This window comes from Pleomorphochaeta caudata (genome assembly GCF_055395745.1).
Genome location: NZ_AP042458.1, coordinates 2,563,798 through 2,584,191, shown reverse-complemented (window position 1 = coordinate 2,584,191; position 20,394 = coordinate 2,563,798). Strand labels below are relative to the sequence as shown.

At 31.5% G+C, this 20,394-nt stretch carries 15 protein-coding genes; all 15 read left to right on the top strand.

Annotated features, from left to right (window positions below):
* Positions 1-244: 244 nt before the first annotated feature.
* The 15 genes from ACZ5RS_RS11895 to ACZ5RS_RS11825 all read left to right on the top strand — a co-directional run bounded on the left by ACZ5RS_RS11895 (position 245) and on the right by ACZ5RS_RS11825 (position 20,393).
* Positions 245-1,648, top strand: a complete 1,404-nt coding sequence (locus tag ACZ5RS_RS11895) for an amidohydrolase family protein (protein WP_464635715.1) — start codon at positions 245-247, stop codon at positions 1,646-1,648.
* A 9-nt stretch (positions 1,649-1,657) separates the two neighbouring features.
* Positions 1,658-3,511 carry an aldehyde ferredoxin oxidoreductase family protein gene (locus ACZ5RS_RS11890; RefSeq protein ID WP_464635713.1) on the top strand — a complete coding sequence of 618 codons (1,854 nt, stop codon included), beginning with the start codon at positions 1,658-1,660 and terminating at the stop codon, positions 3,509-3,511.
* A complete protein-coding gene (locus ACZ5RS_RS11885) occupies positions 3,504-3,899 on the top strand; it encodes a 4Fe-4S dicluster domain-containing protein (protein WP_464635711.1) in 396 nt (131 codons plus the stop codon). Before ACZ5RS_RS11890 ends, ACZ5RS_RS11885 begins: the two co-directional genes overlap by 8 nt.
* Before the next feature lie 6 nt (positions 3,900-3,905).
* Positions 3,906-5,258, top strand: coding sequence for an amidohydrolase family protein (locus tag ACZ5RS_RS11880; RefSeq protein ID WP_464635709.1), 1,353 nt, complete (start codon positions 3,906-3,908; stop codon positions 5,256-5,258).
* Positions 5,255-6,427, top strand: a complete 1,173-nt coding sequence (locus tag ACZ5RS_RS11875; protein ID WP_464635707.1) for a M20 family metallopeptidase — start codon at positions 5,255-5,257, stop codon at positions 6,425-6,427. The genes ACZ5RS_RS11880 and ACZ5RS_RS11875 overlap by 4 nt, the downstream gene beginning before the upstream one ends.
* Before the next feature lie 8 nt (positions 6,428-6,435).
* Positions 6,436-7,335 carry a dihydrodipicolinate synthase family protein gene (locus ACZ5RS_RS11870; RefSeq protein ID WP_464635705.1) on the top strand — a complete coding sequence of 300 codons (900 nt, stop codon included), beginning with the start codon at positions 6,436-6,438 and terminating at the stop codon, positions 7,333-7,335.
* Position 7,336: 1 nt separating this feature from the next.
* Complete coding sequence (ilvD, locus tag ACZ5RS_RS11865; protein ID WP_464635703.1) at positions 7,337-9,064, top strand: dihydroxy-acid dehydratase; 1,728 nt, start codon at positions 7,337-7,339, stop codon at positions 9,062-9,064.
* A 22-nt stretch (positions 9,065-9,086) separates the two neighbouring features.
* Positions 9,087-10,169, top strand: coding sequence for a 4Fe-4S binding protein (locus tag ACZ5RS_RS11860; protein ID WP_464635701.1), 1,083 nt, complete (start codon positions 9,087-9,089; stop codon positions 10,167-10,169).
* An 18-nt stretch (positions 10,170-10,187) separates the two neighbouring features.
* The gene (locus ACZ5RS_RS11855) at positions 10,188-11,210 is read left to right on the top strand and encodes a BMP family lipoprotein (protein ID WP_464635699.1); all 1,023 of its coding nucleotides are present in this window, start codon (positions 10,188-10,190) and stop codon (positions 11,208-11,210) included.
* A gap of 200 nt (positions 11,211-11,410) precedes the next feature.
* Complete coding sequence (locus ACZ5RS_RS11850; protein ID WP_464635697.1) at positions 11,411-12,934, top strand: ABC transporter ATP-binding protein; 1,524 nt, start codon at positions 11,411-11,413, stop codon at positions 12,932-12,934.
* On the top strand, positions 12,927-14,066 hold the full coding sequence (locus tag ACZ5RS_RS11845) for an ABC transporter permease (protein ID WP_464635695.1): 1,140 nt from the start codon (positions 12,927-12,929) through the stop codon (positions 14,064-14,066). Before ACZ5RS_RS11850 ends, ACZ5RS_RS11845 begins: the two co-directional genes overlap by 8 nt.
* Complete coding sequence (locus ACZ5RS_RS11840; protein ID WP_464635693.1) at positions 14,066-14,980, top strand: ABC transporter permease; 915 nt, start codon at positions 14,066-14,068, stop codon at positions 14,978-14,980. The genes ACZ5RS_RS11845 and ACZ5RS_RS11840 overlap by 1 nt, the downstream gene beginning before the upstream one ends.
* 68 nt (positions 14,981-15,048) lie before the next feature.
* Complete coding sequence (locus tag ACZ5RS_RS11835) at positions 15,049-17,766, top strand: molybdopterin-dependent oxidoreductase (protein WP_464635691.1); 2,718 nt, start codon at positions 15,049-15,051, stop codon at positions 17,764-17,766.
* A gap of 31 nt (positions 17,767-17,797) precedes the next feature.
* The gene (locus tag ACZ5RS_RS11830; protein ID WP_464635689.1) at positions 17,798-18,973 is read left to right on the top strand and encodes a YgeY family selenium metabolism-linked hydrolase; all 1,176 of its coding nucleotides are present in this window, start codon (positions 17,798-17,800) and stop codon (positions 18,971-18,973) included.
* A 13-nt stretch (positions 18,974-18,986) separates the two neighbouring features.
* On the top strand, positions 18,987-20,393 hold the full coding sequence (locus tag ACZ5RS_RS11825; protein ID WP_464635687.1) for an aldehyde dehydrogenase family protein: 1,407 nt from the start codon (positions 18,987-18,989) through the stop codon (positions 20,391-20,393).
* The last annotated feature ends 1 nt before the right edge of the window (position 20,394 follow it).

The window sequence follows — 20,394 nt, the reverse complement described above, 5'->3', positions numbered from 1 at the left end:
TCTGTTTCTATTTTTTTATCCCTTTTTTATAATTAATTTTTTTCAAATTCTTTTCATTTTTTGAAAATTTTAAATGATAATTTTCATTTTGAAAAAAGAAATTATGAAAAGTTATTAGTCTAAAAACAAAAAAATGAATAAAAAATTAAAATATTTTTAATTAGTATAAGCAATTAGCTATAAATTCTAAAAATGCAAATTTTTTGGCATATTAAATGCATTAATAAGTGCATAGGGAAAAAATATGGTTGATTTACTGATTAAAGATGGTTATGTAATAACTATGAATAGCAAAAGAGAGATGCTGTTCTGTGATATTTACATTGATGATGGTAAAATTGTTGCACTTGGAAAAAGTGAAAAAAAAGCTAGAAGAACAATCGATGGAAAAAATTGTGTTGTACTTCCTGGCTTAATAAATACGCATACTCATTTATATCAATCTCTTATTGAAGGTATTGGCTATGATATGCATTTTGAACCTTGGAATTGGAGATATTTAGTTCCAATAGTATCAAAAATCTCTCCAACGCACTCTTATGTTAGTGCCAAATTAGCTGCACTTGAGATGATTCAAAGTGGCACAACAACAATCTGTGATCATTGGTATATGCATACTGATTTTAACAATATTAGAGAAGCAAGTAGAGCTTTAGTAGAATCTGGATTAAGTGCTGAAATGGTATACGGTTTATTAGATAATGGCTTTGCTGGGGAAACCTCTAGTGATGAGTCAGATATGACAATGCTACACACTAAAGAAGACTTAATTAAAGATTTTTATGATTATTATGAGAATTATCATAATAAAGATAATATAAGTGTAGCAATCGGAATTGGTTCTACCCCCGATGCTTCATTCTCCCTTTTAAAACAATCAAAAGAAATAGCTGATAAACTATCAATAAACATGAGTACTCATGTTGCTGGTTGGCAAGATGTTTTAGCTTATACATATAAAGAATATGGTATGAGGGATGCTGAATTTTATTATAAAAATAATCTAATGGGCAAAAATTCTATGTTTGTTCATACTGTTTGGTTAACTCCAAATGAAATAAATATGTTAAAAGAAACAGGCACAAAATCTATTCACTGCCCAGCAGCTAATTCTCAATTAGGTTATGGAATAGCTCCTGTTGCGGAGATGTTGAGTCAAAACATTCCTGTTGGATTAGCTACTGATGGTGCCGCAAGTTATACTTATGATTTATTTGAAATGATGAGATTAACAAGTTATTTACAAAAACAAAAACATCAAAGCTCTGATGTATTTAGTGCAGAACAAGCCTTAGAGATGGCAACTATAAATGGGGCAAAAGTTTTAAATAAAGAAAATGAGATAGGTTCAATTGAGATTGGAAAGAGAGCAGATATTATCTTATTAGATTTTGATTCCCCTCATTTATTGTTTTCAAATCGCATAGTTCCAAAAATTGTATATTCTGCATCAGCAAAAGATGTAAAAACAACAATCGTCAATGGGAAAGTCTTAATGGATAATTTTAAAGTTGAATCCCTTGATGTAGATAAAACTCTAGAAGAAGTAAGAATTGCTCAAAATCAATTGTTAGAATCAGCAGGTCCTGAAACACATAGATTAATAAATGCTAAGTGGCCAACCAATGGTACATATTGGAAGTTATAGGAGAAAAAAATGCTTTGGTTTAATAAACTAGTTAGAATTAATTTAACAAATAGAACAATTAAAGAAGAGATGATTCCAAATAAAATATTAGAAGAATATTTAGGTGGAAAAGGTCTTGGTACTTATTATTTCTTAAAAGAAGTAGATCCAATTCTTAATGCATATGATGAAAAGAATTCAATATATATAGCTCCAGGTTTATTTTCAGCAACAGGCGTTCCAGCTTCTTCTAGATACCATGTAGTAACAAAATCTCCACTAACAAATATAAATGTCGATGGTAGTTCTGGTGGCCATTTTGGCCCTGAATTGAAACTTTGTGGAATTGATTTATTAGTAATTGAAGGAAAAGCTGATACTTTAGTTGGCATTAGAATTGAAAATGGAAAAATAGAAATTGTCGATGCTGCTTTTGTAAAAGGTTTTGGAATTTATGATACAGAGAAAACAGTAAGAGAAGTTTATAGCAATAATAGATTACATGTATTATCAATAGGTCTTGCTGGAGAGAATAAAGTTGCATTTGCCTGTTTAGGAAACGACTTTAGTCGAAATATTGGTAGAGGTGGAATTGGTGGAGTATTTGGATCCAAAAATTTAAAATTTATAACCACCTTTGGTAATTGTGATGTTATTCCAGAAAATAAAGATGAATTCTATAAAAAATGCTTAGAAACTAATACTTGGGTTATGTCTAATGGTTGGGTAGCAGGTACTAGAGAAAAAGGAACAGTTGGTAATGTTTCCTTTATTCATGATATCGGAGGTCTTCCAACTAAGAATTTCTCAGGTGAAGATTTTACTGAATACAATAAAATTTCTCACGAAACTTTAGAGAAAAAAATAGTAAAAAGATTATCTTGTGCAAACTGTCCTGTTTCCTGCTCAAAAGGTTACAGAGAAGGTACCTATGTAAAAGGTAGTATTGAAGGCCCTGAATTTGAAACTTTAGCTTTAATGGGTGCTAATTTGGGTGTAAGTGATTTAGAAGGAATTGCTGCCTTTAATTATCTTTGTAATCAATATGGTTTAGATACAATTTCATGTGGATCAGTATTAGGTTTAGTTTTTGAAGAATATAGAAATAATAATTTAGATTTTGAAAAACTTGGATTAAATGAGGATATGAATCCTGCCGAAATTGGAATTCAAGTTATTAAAGATATTGTTTTTAGAGAAGGTCTTGGTGATGAATTTGCAAAGGGTTCTATTGCTACTGCTATAGCCTTAGGTCATAAAGCAGAAGATGCCCCTCAAGTAAAAGGTTTAGATATGGCAGGCTATGAACCAAGAATATCAACAGGTATGGCTTTAGCTTATCAAACAAGTGATAGAGGCGCTTGCCATTTAAGAAGTTTCCCTTTAGGTAGAGAGTTATCTGGAGTTTTAAAAGCTCAAGATGTAATTGATGGTAAGGCAGAATTTGTATCTAATCAACAAAATGCTAAAGCTACTGAAGAATGTTTAGGCATTTGTCAGTTCCCATATGGTATTGGAATTAATGGTCAATGTGTAATTGATTTAATCAATATTGGAACTAATTTAAATTACGATAAAGCCTCTTTAGAAGCAATTGGAGAAAGAATTTGGAATATGAATAGACTTTTTGCAATTGCAAATGGGATTAGTAGAAAATCTGATTATCTTCCTCCTAAATTTTCAACTGAAGGTCTCAAATATGGTCCTAAAAAGGGTCAAAAAATAACTAAAGAAACTCAAGATAATATGTTAGATGAATATTACCAACTAAGAGGTTGGGACAAAAATGGTATTCCTACAGTGAAAAAACTAAAAGAATTAAAAATTTTTGATCAACACCAATCATATAAAAAATATATGAGTGAGGAGAATATTAATGAGTAATTTCATAATGGTTGATAAATCAAAATGCACAGGCTGTAGACATTGTGAATATGTTTGTTCTTATAAACACAATGAAGGCTTTAATATGAATCGTTCCAGAATCCAAGTAATTCGAGACGATACATTAAAATTTAGAACTTTAGTATGTGTTAACTGTAAAAATGCAAAATGTATTGAAGCTTGTCCAACTAATGCAATTTATAGAGATAAAAATAATGTTGTTAGAGTTGATGAGGCTAAATGTACAGCATGTAAAGCTTGCATAAATGCATGTAACAGAATGTTTTTTGATTATGTAGATAATGTAGCAATTAATTGTGATCTCTGTGGCGCTTGTATTAGTGAGTGTCCAGAAGGTGCACTAACGATAAAAACTATAGGAGAATAGGAAAATATGAAAAAAGTAATTACTAATGTAATGGTAGTAACTCCCGAAGCAAAAAATGATTTGATTAGAAATGGTTTTTTAGAGATTACAGATAATAAGATTTCTAAAATTGGAGATATGAAGGATCTACCAAAATATGAAGGATCTACAACCATTATCGATGGAAATAAAAAGATTGCTATCCCCGGTTTTGTTTGTGCACATAATCATATGTATTCAGCTGTTGTAAGATCAATTCCATATTCAGGTTTTGCACAAGAAGATTTTTCTTTTGCATCTTGGATGGAAAGATTCTGGTTCCAAAAATTAGAAAACAAAGTAAACAATGATGATGTAAAATATGGAACTTTAATTAATGCAATTGAACATGTTAAGCATGGATTTACAACTACAACTGATACAGTTGAAGGTCCAAATGCTCTTCCAGGTACTTTATTTGCTGCTGGTGAAGCTGCAGAGTTAAGTGGAATTCGAGGAGTATTATCTTTTGAATCAACTGGTAGAATTAGTCATGAAAATTTCTTATTAGGCCTAAAAGAAAATTTAGATTTTGTTAAAGCTATGAGAGAAAAAGGTGGAAGAATTCAAGGTAGAATTGGTATTCATACTACCTACACAGTTACTCCTGAAGAAGTTCAATTAGTTAGAGAATCCGCAAATGAAAATAAGTGTGGGATTATGATGCACTTAAGTGATTCAAGATATCACACAACTGATTCAACTCTAAAATATGGTAAAAGACCTGTAAAATGGTTAGAAGATTTAGGTTTCTTAGGACCAGATGTATTATTCTTCCACGCAGCATATTTAGATATCTTAAGAGATCCACAAATTCTTGCTAAATATGATTGTAAGATTTCTCACCAACCTGTAAGTAATGCAATGTTTGGTTTCTGGCCAAATATGGTACCTCTTCTTGGAGAAGGTATTCCTGTAGCATTAGGTACTGATGGAATGACAGAATCCATGTTTGAAATTATGAGAACATCTCAAATGATTCATAGATTAAGATATGAAGAATTAGAATTATTACCAGATAAACAAGTCTTTGAAATGGCAACTATAAATGGTGCAAAAGCTCTTCAAATGGAAGATGAGATTGGAAGTTTAGAAGTTGGTAAAAAAGCAGATATTGTTCTTCTAGAAAATAATTCTCCAGTAACAGTATTTGAAGCAAATATTTGGAACTATTTAGTTAGTGTAGCAGATAGTGCTCATGTAAAAGATGTTTATGTTGATGGAGAGTGTGTTGTTAAAAATGGCGTTCACCAACTAGTAGATGAAGTTGAAGTTAGAGCAAAATGTAGAGCTCAAGCAACTGACTTTTGGAAGAGAAATGATTGGGTAACAGCAGAATGATAGATAATGAATTATTTGAACTGATTAAGGATCTTGTTGAGATAGAAAGCGTTAATAAAAATGAAGAACATTTAGGAAATTTCTTATATGAATTTGCTAAAAAAAATGGACTAGGTTATGAGAAACAATATTGTACTTCTTCTAGATTTAATGTGCTCATTTCCTATCCTCCAGTTTCAAGTGATTCAGATTTCGCTTTATTATTTCATGGACATTATGACACTGTTGCTAAACTTGATATGGAAGATCCCTTCCATATCAAGAGAGAAAATAATGTTATAAAGGGGAGAGGTACTGTAGATCAAAAATCAGGAATCGCCAGTGCACTATATGCTTTATTACAATTAAAAAAAGAAAATGTTTCTTTGAGTAAACCTGTAGTACTCGCCTGTGTTATTGATGAAGAATCAGAACACAGAGGTTCTATGAAATTGGTTGAATCAAAGATTAAAAGTGATTTTGCTATTGTTACAGAACCAACAAATTTAAGTGTAGTTTTAGGCTGTAAAGGAACTTTACCAATAAAGATAGTAGTAAATGGTAAAACTTCTCATGGCTGTAGACCTTGGTTAGGCGTAAATGCAATTCAACAAGCTCTTCCTATATTAGATAAACTATTTAAAGCTGAGTTTGATAAAGTAGATTTTGGTCCTAATTGTGGAATCTTACATGATTCAATCAATGTTGGAGTTGTAAAAGCTGGTACAGCATATAACAATGTCGCAGATACTTGTGAGATTTCTTTAGATTGTAGAATAATCCCAGGAGAATCTCCACTTGCAATGATTAATAGGATCAAAGAAATATTTGAAGAATGTAAAAGAGAAAATCCCACATTAAAAGTTTCTTATTCAATAGATAGGCCAGATTGGGATTGGCAACCGATAAAAGAAAGAGGTTTATTATCTGCAAGTATTGATGAGAGAGAACAAATTGTTAAATCAATTGTGAAAATTCATGAAGAACTAAATGGTACTAAACCTAATATGTATATAACTGATGGTTATACAGATATGGATTTTTTAATAAATGATTTAAGAATTCCAACAATTGTATATGGACCAGGGATTCCATCTTTGTGTCATACAGCTGAAGAACAAATCGAGTTAAGTGAAATTGAAAAAGCTTATATAGCCTATAAAAAAATTATCTTGACTTTATGCAGGTAGGTAAAATAATGGATAAAATTAAAGGAATAGTAACAGCTTTAGTAACCCCATTTAACCAAGATGGAACTATTGATGAAATAAGTATTAAAGAATTAATCAAGTTTCAAAAAAATAAAGTTGATGGTTTGTTTGCTCTTGGATCTTCAGGGGAAGGAATTCTTATGGATCTAGACCAAAGAAAAAAAGCCCTAGAGCTAATTGTTGATGAAAATAATAATCAAGTAGATATTATAGCTCATGTTGGATCTATTAATACAAAAGATACAATTGATTTAGTTAAGCACGCTGTAGCTAATAAAGTAGATTATATATCAGCAATATCACCTTTCTTTTTCAAAGTTAGTGATAAAGCGATTATAAATCATTATTTAAAAATAGCTGAAGCAGCAAATGGTACTCCTTTCTTTTTATATAATAATCCTGCTTTAGCTGTAAATCATATTAGTGAAAATGTTGTTAAATATTTTTATGAAAATGTACCAAATTTTGTTGGTATAAAAGATAGTAGTAAATCTTTAGATAACTTAAGTTCTTATAGAAAATTAGCAAAAGAAAAATATGTGTTTGTTGGTGGAGATAGAATTGTTAATAAAGCCTTGAATTTAAAAGTAAATGGGGCTGTTAGCACATTATCAAATGTTTATCCTGAATTATTTACAAATCTATATAAAGCAAATCTAAACAACAACCAAAAAGAAGCTAAATATTATCAAGATATTATTAATAGAGTTTTAGATATTTTATTTGAGTTTTCATATTTTAGTACAATAAAAAAATTATTGAATTATAGAATTCCTACAATTAAATCATCTTATTGTATAAATCCTATAATGGATTTGAGTGATGAAGAAGAATCTATTATGAAGAGAAAACTTGAAACAATAAAAGAGTTAGGAGATTTAAAATAAAATGACTGAAGAGAAAATTTCAAAATTAAGAAGTAGAAAAGTTATCTCGGGAGCACATAGAATCCCTTGGACTGTTAATTTAAAAGCCTGTGGTTTTACTGATGAGGAATTAGCTAAACCAATTATTGCAGTAGCTAATAGTTGGAGTGAAAGTGTTCCAGGTCATATGCATTTAAGACAAATCTCTGAAGCTGTAAAAGCAGGTATTAGAGAAGCTGGTGGAACTCCAATGGAGTTTAATACAATAGCTTTATGTGATGCTTTAGCCCAAGGTCATGGCGGTATGCATTATATTCTTCCTAGTAGAGATTTAATTGCTTCTTCAATTGAAATGGAATGTCAAACTTATCAATTTGATGGTCTTGTTTGTATTGGGGCTTGTGATAAAATCGTGCCAGGTCAATTAATGGCTATAGCAAGATTAAATCTTCCTTCCATCATGGTAACAGGTGGTCCAATGATTCAAGGTACCTATAAAGGGAAAAAAGTAACACCAACAGATGTATTAGAGACTTTAGTTTCATTAAAAAAGGGTAAAGTTAGTGAAAAAGAGTTAAATGATATAGCTGAGGCAGCATTCCCTTGTGCTGGATCTTGTGTTGGTGTTTGGACTGCAAATTCAATGGGTTGTATAACGGAAGCAATGGGATTATCCCTTCCTGACTGTGGTACAATTCCTGCTGTTTATTCTAAGAGAATTAGATTAGCTAAACAATCTGGTGTTAAAATAATGGAATTAGTTGAGAAAGATATAAAAGCAAGAGATATTATGACTCCTTCTGCTTTTAGAAATGCTATTAAAGTTGCAATGGCTATAGGCGGTTCAACAAATGTATTTTTACATCTTCCTTCCATTGCTAAAGAAGCTCATTTACACCTTGAATTAGATGTCTTTGATCAAATAAGTCGTGAAACTCCAAAATTATGTAGATTAAGTCCTGGTGGAGAATATGTAATTGAGGATTTATATAATGCAGGAGGCGTTCAAGCCTTACTAAAAGAAATGCAATCAATTCTAGAGTTAGATAATCTAACTTGTACTGCAAAAACTGTAAGAGAAAATATAGAAAAAGTTGAATATGTTAATAATGAAGTTATTCATCCATTAAATAATCCTGTAACTAAAGATGGTGGTTTAATCGTACTAAAAGGAAATTTGGCACCAAATGGAGCTGTTGTTAGAGTTGCAACATTACCAGAGGGTTTAACCAAATTTACAGGTAAGGCAAAAATCTTCGATGAAGAAGAAGGTGCCACTAATGCAATTTTAAATGGAGATATTAAACCTGGGGATGTCATTGTAATTAGATATGAAGGTCCAAAAGGTGGTCCTGGTATGAGAGAAATGTTAACAGCTACTGCAACACTTAAAGGCGCAGGCTTTGGAGACAAAGTTGTATTAATTACTGATGGAAGGTTCTCAGGAGCAAGTAGAGGTCCTTGTATTGGGCATATTTCTCCAGAAGCGGCTGAAGGTGGTCCAATAGCATATATCAAAGAAGGAGATATTATCTCTTTTGATATAGAAAATCGAAGTTTATGTGTTGAATTAAGTGATAGAGAATTAGAAGAAAGAAAAGAAAATATACAAATAAAAACAAAAATTGTAAGTGATAGTTATCTTGAGTTATATAGAGAGGTTGTAACATCAGCTAGTGAAGGAGCAATTTTATTACCTCCTTCAAAGCATAATAAAGATTTAGGAAATCTTGAAATAACCAAGAATTAGAAATTAAATAGGGAAATTATTTATGGAAAAAAGTAAAATTGATGTTTCAATTGAAATTGCAAATGTAAAATTTGATAGTCCTTTATTTTTATCAGAAGGACCTTTATCGGGAAGTAAAGAACTGATAGAGAGAGCTGCTAAACATAAAGTTGGTGCTATTGTAACAAAAAGCATAAGAAATGAACAATCATATTCACCATCTCCTTATATGGTAAAAGCTAATAAGGGTTTAATTAATGCAGATTGGACAGATATTGGTTTTGATAATTGGATGAAAGAATTAGATAAATTAAAAATTGATAAACCATTAATTGCAAATGTAGCTACTAATCATGTAAAACCAAAAAAAGCAGCAGAATATGCTCAAATTTTACAAGATAAAGGAGCGTCCCTTGTTACTTTTTCCGATTATGAACCTGAAAATTTGATTGAAGCTGTAAGCTATGCTAGAAAGAATGTTTCAGTTCCAATAATGGTAAAATTGCCTCCTTTTAGAAAGGATATCGCATATCTTTGTAAAGAATTAGAAAATGTTGGAGTCAATTGTATTGCTGCAATGGATGCTGTAGGTCCAGCAATGGATATTGATATTGAAACTGGAAAAAACACTTTAGGCTGTAAAGATGGATTTGGATATCTCTCTAGTGAACCAATCTTTCCTTTGACTTTAGCATACATTTCAGAAATTTGTAAAAATGTTAATGTTCCAGTTTTAGCTGTAGGTGGAGTTGTATCTTATAAAGAAGTCGTAAAATTGATTATGGCAGGTGCAACAGCTGTTGGTATATCTGGTGGAGCAATCCTAAATGGTTTACCAATATTTGATAAGATTTACAGCGATTTAATATCCTGGATGGATAAAAAAGGCTATCAAAGTTTATCTGATTTTAGATCTATAACAAATAGAGAAGAAATATATGAAGAATATCATAAGAGTGCAAGTATGCTTCAAGAAAAATGTATTAACTGTGGGTTGTGTGTGAAATCCTGTTTCAAACAAGCGATAAAAAAAGAAAAAGAGATAGTAAATATTTATCAAGATGATTGTGTTGGTTGTGGAGTTTGTACTTCTGTTTGTCCAAGTAATGCAATTGTTTTGAGATAATTGAGAGGAGAAAAAGTTATGAAAAAGATGTTAATTGCTTTAACCGTTTTGGTAACATTAATGGTTCCATTGTTTGCTAATGGAGCAAAAGAAACTGCATCAGAAGATGATGGTTTTAGTATGGTAATGGTTACAAATGTAACAGGCTTAGGAGATGAAGGCTTTAATGATGCAGCTTGGAAAGGTATGCAAAGAGCTGAACAAGAATTAGGCGCTAGCATTTCTGTTATCGAAACAGGAGAACAATCTCAATACGTTCCAGGATTACAAACAGCTTGTGAACAAGGATATGATATTGTTGTTGCTGTTGGATTCTTACTTTTAGATGCTGTAACTCAAGTTTCTGCACAATATCCTGATACTAATTTTATTATGATTGATGGTTATGTTGATGCTGCTAATGTTGCCTCAGTATTGTTTAAGGAAAATGAAGCTGCTTATCTTTCAGGTATAATTGCCGCAATGACAACTGAAAGTGGTAAAGTTGGCTTTATTGGTGGTATGGAACAACCAGCCCCTATTAGATTTGAATCAGGTTGGAAAGCTGGTGTTGCATCAGTAGATCCATCTATTTCAAATACTATTAGTTATGTTGGTTCTTTTGGTAACCCAGGAGCAGGTAAAGAACAAGCTTCATTAATGTACAAGCAAGGAATTGATGTAATTCAATTAGCTGCTGGTGGTACTGAAGTTGGTTGTATTGAAGCTGCTGTTGATAATGGCAAATGGGTAATTCCTTGCGATAAAGATAAATCAGATTTAGCTGGCAAACAACAATTAACAGCATCAATTAAGAAAATTGATGAAGCTGTAATGGCAATTGCTAGTGAAGCCGCAAAGGGTTCCTTCCCTGCTGGAAAGAGAGAGTTAGGTCTAGCTGAAGGAGCTGTTGGATATCCTGAAAGTGTAAGAAGTAGTGTTAGTTCAGATATTTTAGCTGTAGTAGACGATGCAACAGCAAAAATTATTTCTGGTGAAATTGTTGTTCCATCAACAAGAGAACAATATGCAGCATTCGTTGCACCAAGTTTAGTTCAATAATTTAGTATTCAACTTAGGTTTAAGATAATAAATCTTAAAGGGAAAAATTAAAAATAGCATTACCTAGTTTAGCTAGAAATATAAAACAGTAAATAAAATGTTGTTGATAGAGTTTAGTTAAATTTAGGTATGCTATTAGATATTGAAAGTAGTAAATTATTAGTTTTGAAATCTGGGAATTACTTATAGAGGGAATAATAATGAGTGAGCCAATTGTAAAATTAAGTCATATTACCAAACAATTTCCTGGAGTTTTAGCAAATGACGATGTTTCTATGGATGTGCATAAAGGTGAAATTTTAGCCTTATTAGGTGAAAATGGAGCCGGAAAAACAACCCTAATGAATATCCTTTATGGATTAATTAGTAAGGACGCTGGAGAAATAATTATTAATGGTGAAAAAGCGATAATAAATTCTCCTCGAGATGCACTAAAATATGGGATTGGAATGGTTCATCAGCATTTTATGCTAGTGAAATATCTTAGTGTTGCTGAAAATCTTATTTTAGGAGATGAACCTACAATAAAAGGTAAATTGGACAAGAAAAAGACTGTCAAATTAGTTAAAGAATGTTCTAAAAAATATGGTTTGGATGTTCATCCAAATTCTTTAGTTGCAGATATATCAGTTGGAGAGCAACAACGACTAGAAATATTAAAAACATTATATCGTGGTGCAAAAGTTTTAATATTAGATGAACCAACTGCGGTTTTAACACCACAAAAAGTAAGGGAATTATATTCTGTTCTTAGGGAATTAAAAGCTCAAGGTCATTCTATAATTATCATTACTCATAAATTGCAAGAAATTTTAGATATTAGTGACAGAGTAGTTGTAATGAGAACTGGTCAAGTAATTGGTATTGAAAATACTTGTGATGTAACAAAAAAAATGCTTGCAGAGATGATGGTTGGTCGTCCTGTTTTATTAAATGTAAATAAAAAAGAACAAGAGCCTAAAGAAGTTTTATTTAAGGTTGAAAATTTAAGAGCAAAAGATTCAAGAGAAATTGATGTTGTTAATGGAGTAAACTTTGAAGTTAAAGCTGGAGAGATTGTTGGAATTGCTGGAATTGATGGTAATGGTCAAAGTGAAATGTTAAGAGTTTTTGCTGGACTATTAAAACCTGAAGAAGGCAAAGTTAGTGTTTGTGGTAATACTTTACCATTAAAATTTACTCCCAAAATGATTTCCGATTTAGGTGTTTCTCATATATCTGAAGACCGCCATCATTGGGGTCTAGTGCTTGAATATTCCGTTGCTGAAAATCTAATTTTAGGATTGGAGGCAGATAAGAAATTTAAAAAAGGCGTTTTAATGGATTCTGAAAATATAGCTAAACATGCAAAAGCTTTAATTGAAGAATATGATATTAGAACTCCATCAGAAAAAGTTTTAGCAGGTTCTCTTAGTGGTGGCAATCAGCAAAAAGTTGTATTAGCTAGGGGTGTTTCTAAAGATCCTAAAGTATTAATTGCAGCACAACCTACAAGAGGCCTAGATGTTGGAGCAATTGAGTCTGTTTATAAAATTCTCTTAGATCAAAGAGAAAAAAATAAAGCTATTTTATTAGTTTCATATGAATTAGATGAAATTTTTGCTTTAAGTGATCGAATCTTAGTTATGTACGATGGAGAAATTGTAGCAAATTTTAAAACTGAGGAAACAACAAGAGAAGAAGTCGGTCTATATATGGGTGGAGGAATGAAAGAAAGTGATTAAAAACAATAAAATAAATAAAGGGTTAATTGTTTTATTTAACTTCTTTAAAGAAAAATTACTAAGCCCAATAATTTCAATATTTATAGCATTATTTATTGGTGCATTAATTATCGCAGCTCTTGGGGGAAATATTACTTTAGCTTTATCCTCTCTATTTAAAGGTGCCTTTGGTAGTTTTAGAAATTTTGGACAAACTTTATTAGCTTCAACTCCATTATTATTTACCGGTCTTTCTTTTGCTATTGCATATAGAGTTGGTTTATTTAATATTGGTGCTGAAGGTCAGTTCTACATGGGAGCAATTGCTGGTGCTGTTGTTGGGCTGTTTTTTCCAAATTTACCTCCATTCTTTAAAATATTTTTAGTATTAATTGCTGGAGGAATAATGGGCGCTCTTTGGGCATTTATTCCTGGATTTTTAAAAGTAAAATTAGAACTACATGAAGTTATAGTTGTAATTATGCTTAATAAAATAGCTATACGATTAACAAACTTTTTAGTATCAGTACAAGGTCCATTTAGATTAGATAGTACATTACCTGCAACACCATTTGTTACAGGCAATGCAAGATTGAATCCGATATTTCACAATTCTCCGATGAATTACGGGTTTTTTATTGGAATTTTAATTGCTGCTATTTTATTTATTCTTTTATGGAAAACTATTGTTGGCTATAGAATGAGAGCTGTTGGTTTTAATAAAAGTGTTGCTGAATTTGCATCAATTAATACAGGCTGTGCAACAATAATTGCTTTTATGATATCAGGATGTATAGCTGGTATAGGAGGGGCAATGGAAATTTGCTCAGTATATGGTAGATTTTATGCTCAATTCTCACCAGGTTATGGATTTGAAGGAATCCCAGTTTCTCTATTAGCAAATAATCATCCAATTGGAATAATATTAACTTCAATCTTATTTGGCGCTTTAAAAACTGGTGCACTTAGAATGCAAATTATTGCAGGAACAAATGCTGACTTAGTTAAAGTAATTCAAGGTTTAGTTATCTTCTTAATTGCATCCCATTTCTCAATATCTGCTATTCGAATGAAAAGAAAAGCAAGAAAAGAACAGAATCAGTTAAAGAAGCAATCTGATGAAAAAGAAAAAATAGTTGAAGGGGGCGTATAATGATTTTACAAATATTTTCTACAGCATTAATAATTTCTACATTAGGAATGGCAACTCCTTTAATATTAGGAGCTCTTAGTGGCACATATTCTGAAACTACTGGTGTTATTAACTTAGGTATTGAAGGTATGATGATTTCTGGTGCCTTTGGGGCTGCTGCAGTTTCTCTTTTAACAGGAAGTGCTTGGCTTGGATTATTATGTGGAGTAATTTTTGGTGGAGTTATGGGGCTTTTATTAGCTGTGATGTCTATTAGATTCCAAGCTAACCAAAGTGTAGTAGGTGTTGGCCTAAATATTTTTGCAGCAGGTATTCCTGCATTGTTTTTACAATATTATTGGGGCTCTCCAGGTAGAACTCCACAATGTGCAGCAATTGATGTAATAAATATTCCTATAATCTCTAAAATCCCAATTATTGGTGAATTAAACCCAGTTACCTATATAACAATTTTAATAGTTATAATTTCTCACTATGTAATATTTCATACACCTTTTGGATTAAGAATGAGAGCTGTTGGACATCATCCAAAAGCTGCAGATACAGTTGGTGTTAATGTTTTTAAAGTTAGATACATAAGTGTAATTGTAAGTGGTATGCTAGCTGGTTTAGGTGGAGCCTATTTATCTGTTGCCCAATTATCTATGTATAGTGATGGTATGGTTGCAGGAAGAGGGTTTATTGCACTAGCTGCAATGATATTTGGTAAAAGAACACCTGTAGGTTGTTTATTAGCTGGATTATTATTTGGTTTTGCCGAAGCACTGCAAATGACTTTACAAGCAGTTGGTGTACCTGTTCCAAGTGACTTCTTATTAATGAGTCCATATATAGTTACATTATTAGTCCTTGTATTATTTGTTGGGAAAACTATTGACCCAAGTGCAAATGGTAAGCCTTACGTAAAGAGTTAGTATCAAAAGATTAGGTGAATTATTTATTAATTTATCGTAAGTGAAAAGAATTAAATAAAGGATAGTTTATGGAGAGTAATTATTCAATTTCGATAAATGGAGAGATATATCATTATTCCTCGCTTTTAGAGAAATCACTATTAGATTATTTAAGAGAAGATTTAAATTTGATGGGATCCAAAAATGGTTGTGGTAATGGTCAATGTGGGGCCTGTACAGTAATTATTGATGGTAAAGCTAAGAAATCCTGTATTCAAAAAATGAGTCGTCTAAATAATACAAAAGTGGAAACAATTGAAGGTTTAGAAAAAAATGGTAAACTTCATCCATTACAAATAGCATTTGTAAATTGTGGAGCTGTTCAATGTGGTTTTTGTACTCCTGGATTAATTATGAGTTCAAAAGCTTTATTAGATCAAAATTTAAATCCTACAAGAGAGGATATAAATAAAGCATTGGGTTCTAATATTTGCAGATGTACTGGTTATAATACTATTATTGATGCTATTAATTTAGCTGCAAAAGCACTTAGAGAAAATATTGAATTAACCTTTAATCTTGATAAAACAGGATTAAGTGAAGAGGTAATAAGAAAAGATGGCATACTAAAAGTAATGGGTAAGCCAATCTTTAGTGATGATTTACCCATAAAAGGTTCTTTATATGGGGAACTAGTATTAAGCGAATATGCTCATGCAAATATTTTATCAATTGATACAAAGGCTGCAGAAAAAGCCGATAAGGTTGTTAAGGTTCTAACTTATAAAGATATTCCTGGTAAAAATGTGTTTGGAATTATTTCCAAAAGACAACCCGTATTTGCTTTTGATAAAGTTAGATTTTTAGGAGATGCTGTAGCCTTAGTATTAGCTGAAGATAAAAAGAGTGCTAGAGAAGCTTGTAAGTTAGTTAAAGTTGAATATCAAGAATTAGAACCAATCTTTGATATGAGTAAATCTGAGAATAGTGATATTAAAATTTATGATGATGGAAATGTATTACAAAAGCTCAGTATCACAAAAGGTGATGTGAATAAAGGTTTTGAAGATAGTGATGTGATAGTTGAAGATACAATTACTCTCCCTGCAATTGATCATGCTTATTTAGAACCTGATTCAGTATATTCTTATTATGATGAAAATGATTTATTAACAGTTAGTACACAATCCCAAAGTTCTTTCGATTTTAGAGAAGCTATAACTGATAATCTGAATTTAGACATTGAAAAAATTAGAGTTATTACAAATGCAACAGGCGGTGCTTTCGGTGGACGAGAAGAACCAACTGTGCAAATTCATGCAGCTTTAGCAACCTATATTACTAAAAGACCCGTTCATATGGTTATGAACAGATACGATGTACTTCTTAGAACCATTAAAAGACATGGGGAAATTCTTCATTATAAATATGGAGCTAAAAAGAATGGAAAACTACAGGCTTTTGAAGCTGAGATTTTAGCTGATACTGGTGCTTATCCTTCTGCAGGTGAAGCCGTAATACTAAGATCAGTATTATTCTCATCAGGCCCATATGAAATTGATAATGTTAGTGTAAAAGGTACAGCAGTTTACACAAATTCTGTACCAGCAGGAGCTATGAGAGGATTTGGTTCAAATCAACCAGCAGTTGCTAGTGAAATTCTTATGGATGAACTAAGTAAGAAATTAAATATTGATCCTATAGAAATAAGAAAAATCAATGCACTTAAAATTGGCTCTAAAACCATAGGTGGTCAAATTCTTAGAGATAGTGTTGGTCTTGAGGCCTCTTTAGATATGATAAAAGAAATGTTATCAAATTATAAAATTCCAGAAATAGCTAATAAGAAAATTGGTATAGGTATTGCATCCGCTATGAAAAATGTTGGCCTTGGTTCTGGAATGAATGATAAAGCAGGCGTTATAGCTGAATTTATTGATGGGCATTTGTTATTAAAGATTGCAAGTGTTGATAGTGGACAAGGCTCCGATACAGTTGCTAGACAAATAGGGGCAAAAGAGTTTGGTTGTAATATCAATGAAGTTGATTTAATTGCTAATGATACTTTATTAACAATTGATTCTGGTGTTACTACAGCATCTAGACAAACCTATGTAACTGGAAATGCAATTATATTAGCTGTAGATAATTTAAAGCAAAATATAATTTCTAAATTATCAGATACTCATAAATATTCTAACATTCTTGACTATAAATTTGAAAATAATAGTTTAAAATTTGATGAAAAAGAAATATCATATTCGTCGTTGTATAAACTAATTGGTAAGACTGTTGGAATTGGTAACTATAGTGCCCCAAGAACAGTTCCTTTAAAAGCTGATACAAATAATAGTGAAAACCTAATAGAAGAAAATAGACTCCACTTTGCTTATGATTTTGGAACTCAAGCTGCAGTAATAGCTGTGGATCAAGAAAGTGGTAAAGTTGAAGTTTTAAAAGTTTTTGCTGTACATGATGCTGGAAAAGTTATTAATCAATTAGGAGTCAAAGGCCAAATTGAAGGTGGAATTGTTATGGGACTTGGATATGCCTTAAGTGAAGAATTCTTAATTAATGAAAAAGGTATTGTTACTAACTCCTTTAGAAAAATTGGAGTTCCATTGATCAAAGATGCTCCACAAATTGAATATAAAGTTATTGAAGATTATACAACAGATGGCCCTTATGGAGCTAAAGGAATTGGAGAAATTACTATGGTTCCAACAACTCCGGCTATTATCAATGCAATTTATGATGCAACTGGTGTTCGTATTACAAATTTACCAGTTAAATCAATAAAATCTTAAAAAACTAAAAAATATATAAAGAAGGACTATTATGGATTACATAAAAGAATTACACAGTTTATGCGCACAAATGATTCAAACACCTAGTGTTACAGCAAATGAGATGAATATTGTTCAATTACTAAGAACAAAAATGATTAAATATGGTTATGATGAAGTATTTATCGATAAGGTTGGAAATATCATTGGAAAAATAAATAAGAATGTTGAAAATGGAAAAACCGTCTTATTTGATGGGCATGTAGATACTGTTGATATTCCAAATAGAAAAGCTTGGAAAAAAGAACCTTTTGGTGCTGAAGTTATTGATAATAAGATTTATGGTCGAGGAGCTTCAGATATGAAAGGAGCTCTGGCTGCAATGATTATTGCTGGAGCTAAGGTAAAAGAATCTAATTTACCTCATGGTGATATATATGTTTCTGGAACTGTATTTGAAGAAATTGCAGAAGGTTTATCCCTTAGATCTGTAATTAATTTAATTAAACCAGATTTTGTTGTAATTGGAGAAGCTACTTCCTTAAAATTAAATATTGGACAAAGAGGTAGAGCTGAAATAAAAGTTACTACAAAAGGAATCCCTGCTCATAGTGCAAATCCTGATAGAGGAGTAAATGCTGTAACAAAAATGGTTCATTTCTTAAATGAAGTTGAAAAGATAGATGTTACAACTCATCCATTATTAGGAAAAGGTGAATTAGTATTAACCGATATTATTTCTAATCCTTATCCTGGCGCTTCAGTAGTTCCTGCAAGTTGTTCAATAACTTTTGATAGAAGATTATTAGTTGGTGAAACAGAAGAAGTAGTTTTATTTCCAATTCAAGAAATAATAGAAAGATTATCCAAAAATGATTCAAAATTTGAAGCAACTGTTGAGATTGCTTCAATGGAATTGAAAACTTATACCGGTTATAAAACAACACATAAGAGATTTGCTCCAGGTTGGTTAATGGATAATGATAGTGAAATTGTTCAAAAAGCATTTGGGGCATTAAAAATAGCTTTAGATAAGGATCCAATAATAAATTGTTATTCTTTCTGTACTAATGGTTCTTGTTCAGCTGGAGAATTAAATATTCCAACAATTGGTTTTGGACCAAGTGAAGAATATTTAGCACATATAGATGATGAATACTTAGACTTAGGAGGTCTTGATAAAGCTTTAAAAGGATATGAGCAGATTGCTCTAGCTTTATCTATGTAAAAGGAGATAAAAAATGTTAAATTATAAGGATAACCCTAAAGAATATGTAAGTGAAATTATAGAAAGATCTAGGGCTGCACAAAAGTCAATTGAGTTTGCAAGCCAAGAAGAAGTAGATAAACTTTGTGCATATATAGCATGTGCTGGCACCAGAGAAGATTTTGCAAAAGAATTAGCAACTTTGGCTCAAGAAGAATCAAAAATGGGTCGCTCAGATAGCAAATTTGGTAAAATAATGGTTAAAGTCAAAGGTGTTTACAGAGATGTTAAAGGTCAAAAATCTGTGGGCATTATTGAAGAAGATCATCAAAAAGGTTTAGTTAAGATAGCAAAACCTATGGGTGTTATTGGAGCATTAATTCCTTGTACTAACCCAGAAGCTACACCATTTTGTAAAGCTGTATCTGCAATTAAAACTAGAAATTCTATTGTAATGTGTCCTCACCCTAGAACAAAACAAACTGGTATAATGGCCGCAAATAAAATTAGAGAAACACTTAAAAATCTAGGTTATCCTGAAGATTTAGTAATAATGATAGATGCAATATCTTTAGACGTTACAGATCAAGTAATGAAACAATGTGATGTTGTTTTAGCAACTGGAGGTTCAGCAATGGTAAAAGCTGCATATTCTAGTGGAACTCCATCTTTAGGAGTAGGTGCTGGAAATGCAGCAGTAATTGTAGATGAAACAGTAGATGTTGAAGATGTTGCAGATAAAATTTATAGATCAAAGACTTTTGATAATGCTACAAGTTGTTCTGCAGAAAATGAAGTAATAATTCATTCAAGTATTTATCAAGATTTAATAGATGCATTAATTAATAAGAATGCGTATTTATTAAATAGTGAAGAAAAAGAACAATTGAAAAACACTATGTGGATTGATGGAGTCTTAAATAGAAAAGTTGTAGCACAAAAAGCAATTGATATTGCAAAGCTAGCAAAATTGAATGTTCCTAAGAATACTGAAATTTTGATGGTTGAAGGTGATGGAATTGGGGAAGTGGAACCATTCTCTGGTGAAAAGCTTAGTGTAGTTATGACTCTTTATAAATATGATAATTTTAATGACGCAATTCAAATGGTTAATGATATAACTGATTATTCTGGAGCTGGCCATTCTTGTGGTCTTCATTCAACTGATAAAGATAAAGCTTTATTATTGGGAACTAAAGTAAAAGTTTCTAGAATTATGATTAATCAACCTCAATGTTTAGCAAATAGTGGAGCTTGGACAAATGGCATGCCAATGACTATGTCTCTCGGTTGTGGTTCTTGGGGTGGCAATAGCTCTTGTGATAATATTTCGTGGAAAAATATGCTTAATACTACCTGGGTTTCTTTCCCAATTGCTAGTACACAGCCTAGTGATGAAGAATTATTTACTAAGGAAATATTAGATGCAGTTGGAGTCTAAT

Coding starts and splice junctions, on each gene's coding strand:
- ACZ5RS_RS11870 (WP_464635705.1), top strand. CDS start 6,436: ATGGATAAAATTAAAGGAATAGTAACAGCTTTAGTAACCCCATTTAAC.
- ACZ5RS_RS11830 (WP_464635689.1), top strand. CDS start 17,798: ATGGATTACATAAAAGAATTACACAGTTTATGCGCACAAATGATTCAA.
- ACZ5RS_RS11885 (WP_464635711.1), top strand. CDS start 3,504: ATGAGTAATTTCATAATGGTTGATAAATCAAAATGCACAGGCTGTAGA.
- ACZ5RS_RS11825 (WP_464635687.1), top strand. CDS start 18,987: ATGTTAAATTATAAGGATAACCCTAAAGAATATGTAAGTGAAATTATA.
- ACZ5RS_RS11855 (WP_464635699.1), top strand. CDS start 10,188: ATGAAAAAGATGTTAATTGCTTTAACCGTTTTGGTAACATTAATGGTT.
- ACZ5RS_RS11850 (WP_464635697.1), top strand. CDS start 11,411: ATGAGTGAGCCAATTGTAAAATTAAGTCATATTACCAAACAATTTCCT.
- ilvD (WP_464635703.1), top strand. CDS start 7,337: ATGACTGAAGAGAAAATTTCAAAATTAAGAAGTAGAAAAGTTATCTCG.
- ACZ5RS_RS11890 (WP_464635713.1), top strand. CDS start 1,658: ATGCTTTGGTTTAATAAACTAGTTAGAATTAATTTAACAAATAGAACA.
- ACZ5RS_RS11895 (WP_464635715.1), top strand. CDS start 245: ATGGTTGATTTACTGATTAAAGATGGTTATGTAATAACTATGAATAGC.
- ACZ5RS_RS11860 (WP_464635701.1), top strand. CDS start 9,087: ATGGAAAAAAGTAAAATTGATGTTTCAATTGAAATTGCAAATGTAAAA.
- ACZ5RS_RS11875 (WP_464635707.1), top strand. CDS start 5,255: ATGATAGATAATGAATTATTTGAACTGATTAAGGATCTTGTTGAGATA.
- ACZ5RS_RS11835 (WP_464635691.1), top strand. CDS start 15,049: ATGGAGAGTAATTATTCAATTTCGATAAATGGAGAGATATATCATTAT.
- ACZ5RS_RS11840 (WP_464635693.1), top strand. CDS start 14,066: ATGATTTTACAAATATTTTCTACAGCATTAATAATTTCTACATTAGGA.
- ACZ5RS_RS11880 (WP_464635709.1), top strand. CDS start 3,906: ATGAAAAAAGTAATTACTAATGTAATGGTAGTAACTCCCGAAGCAAAA.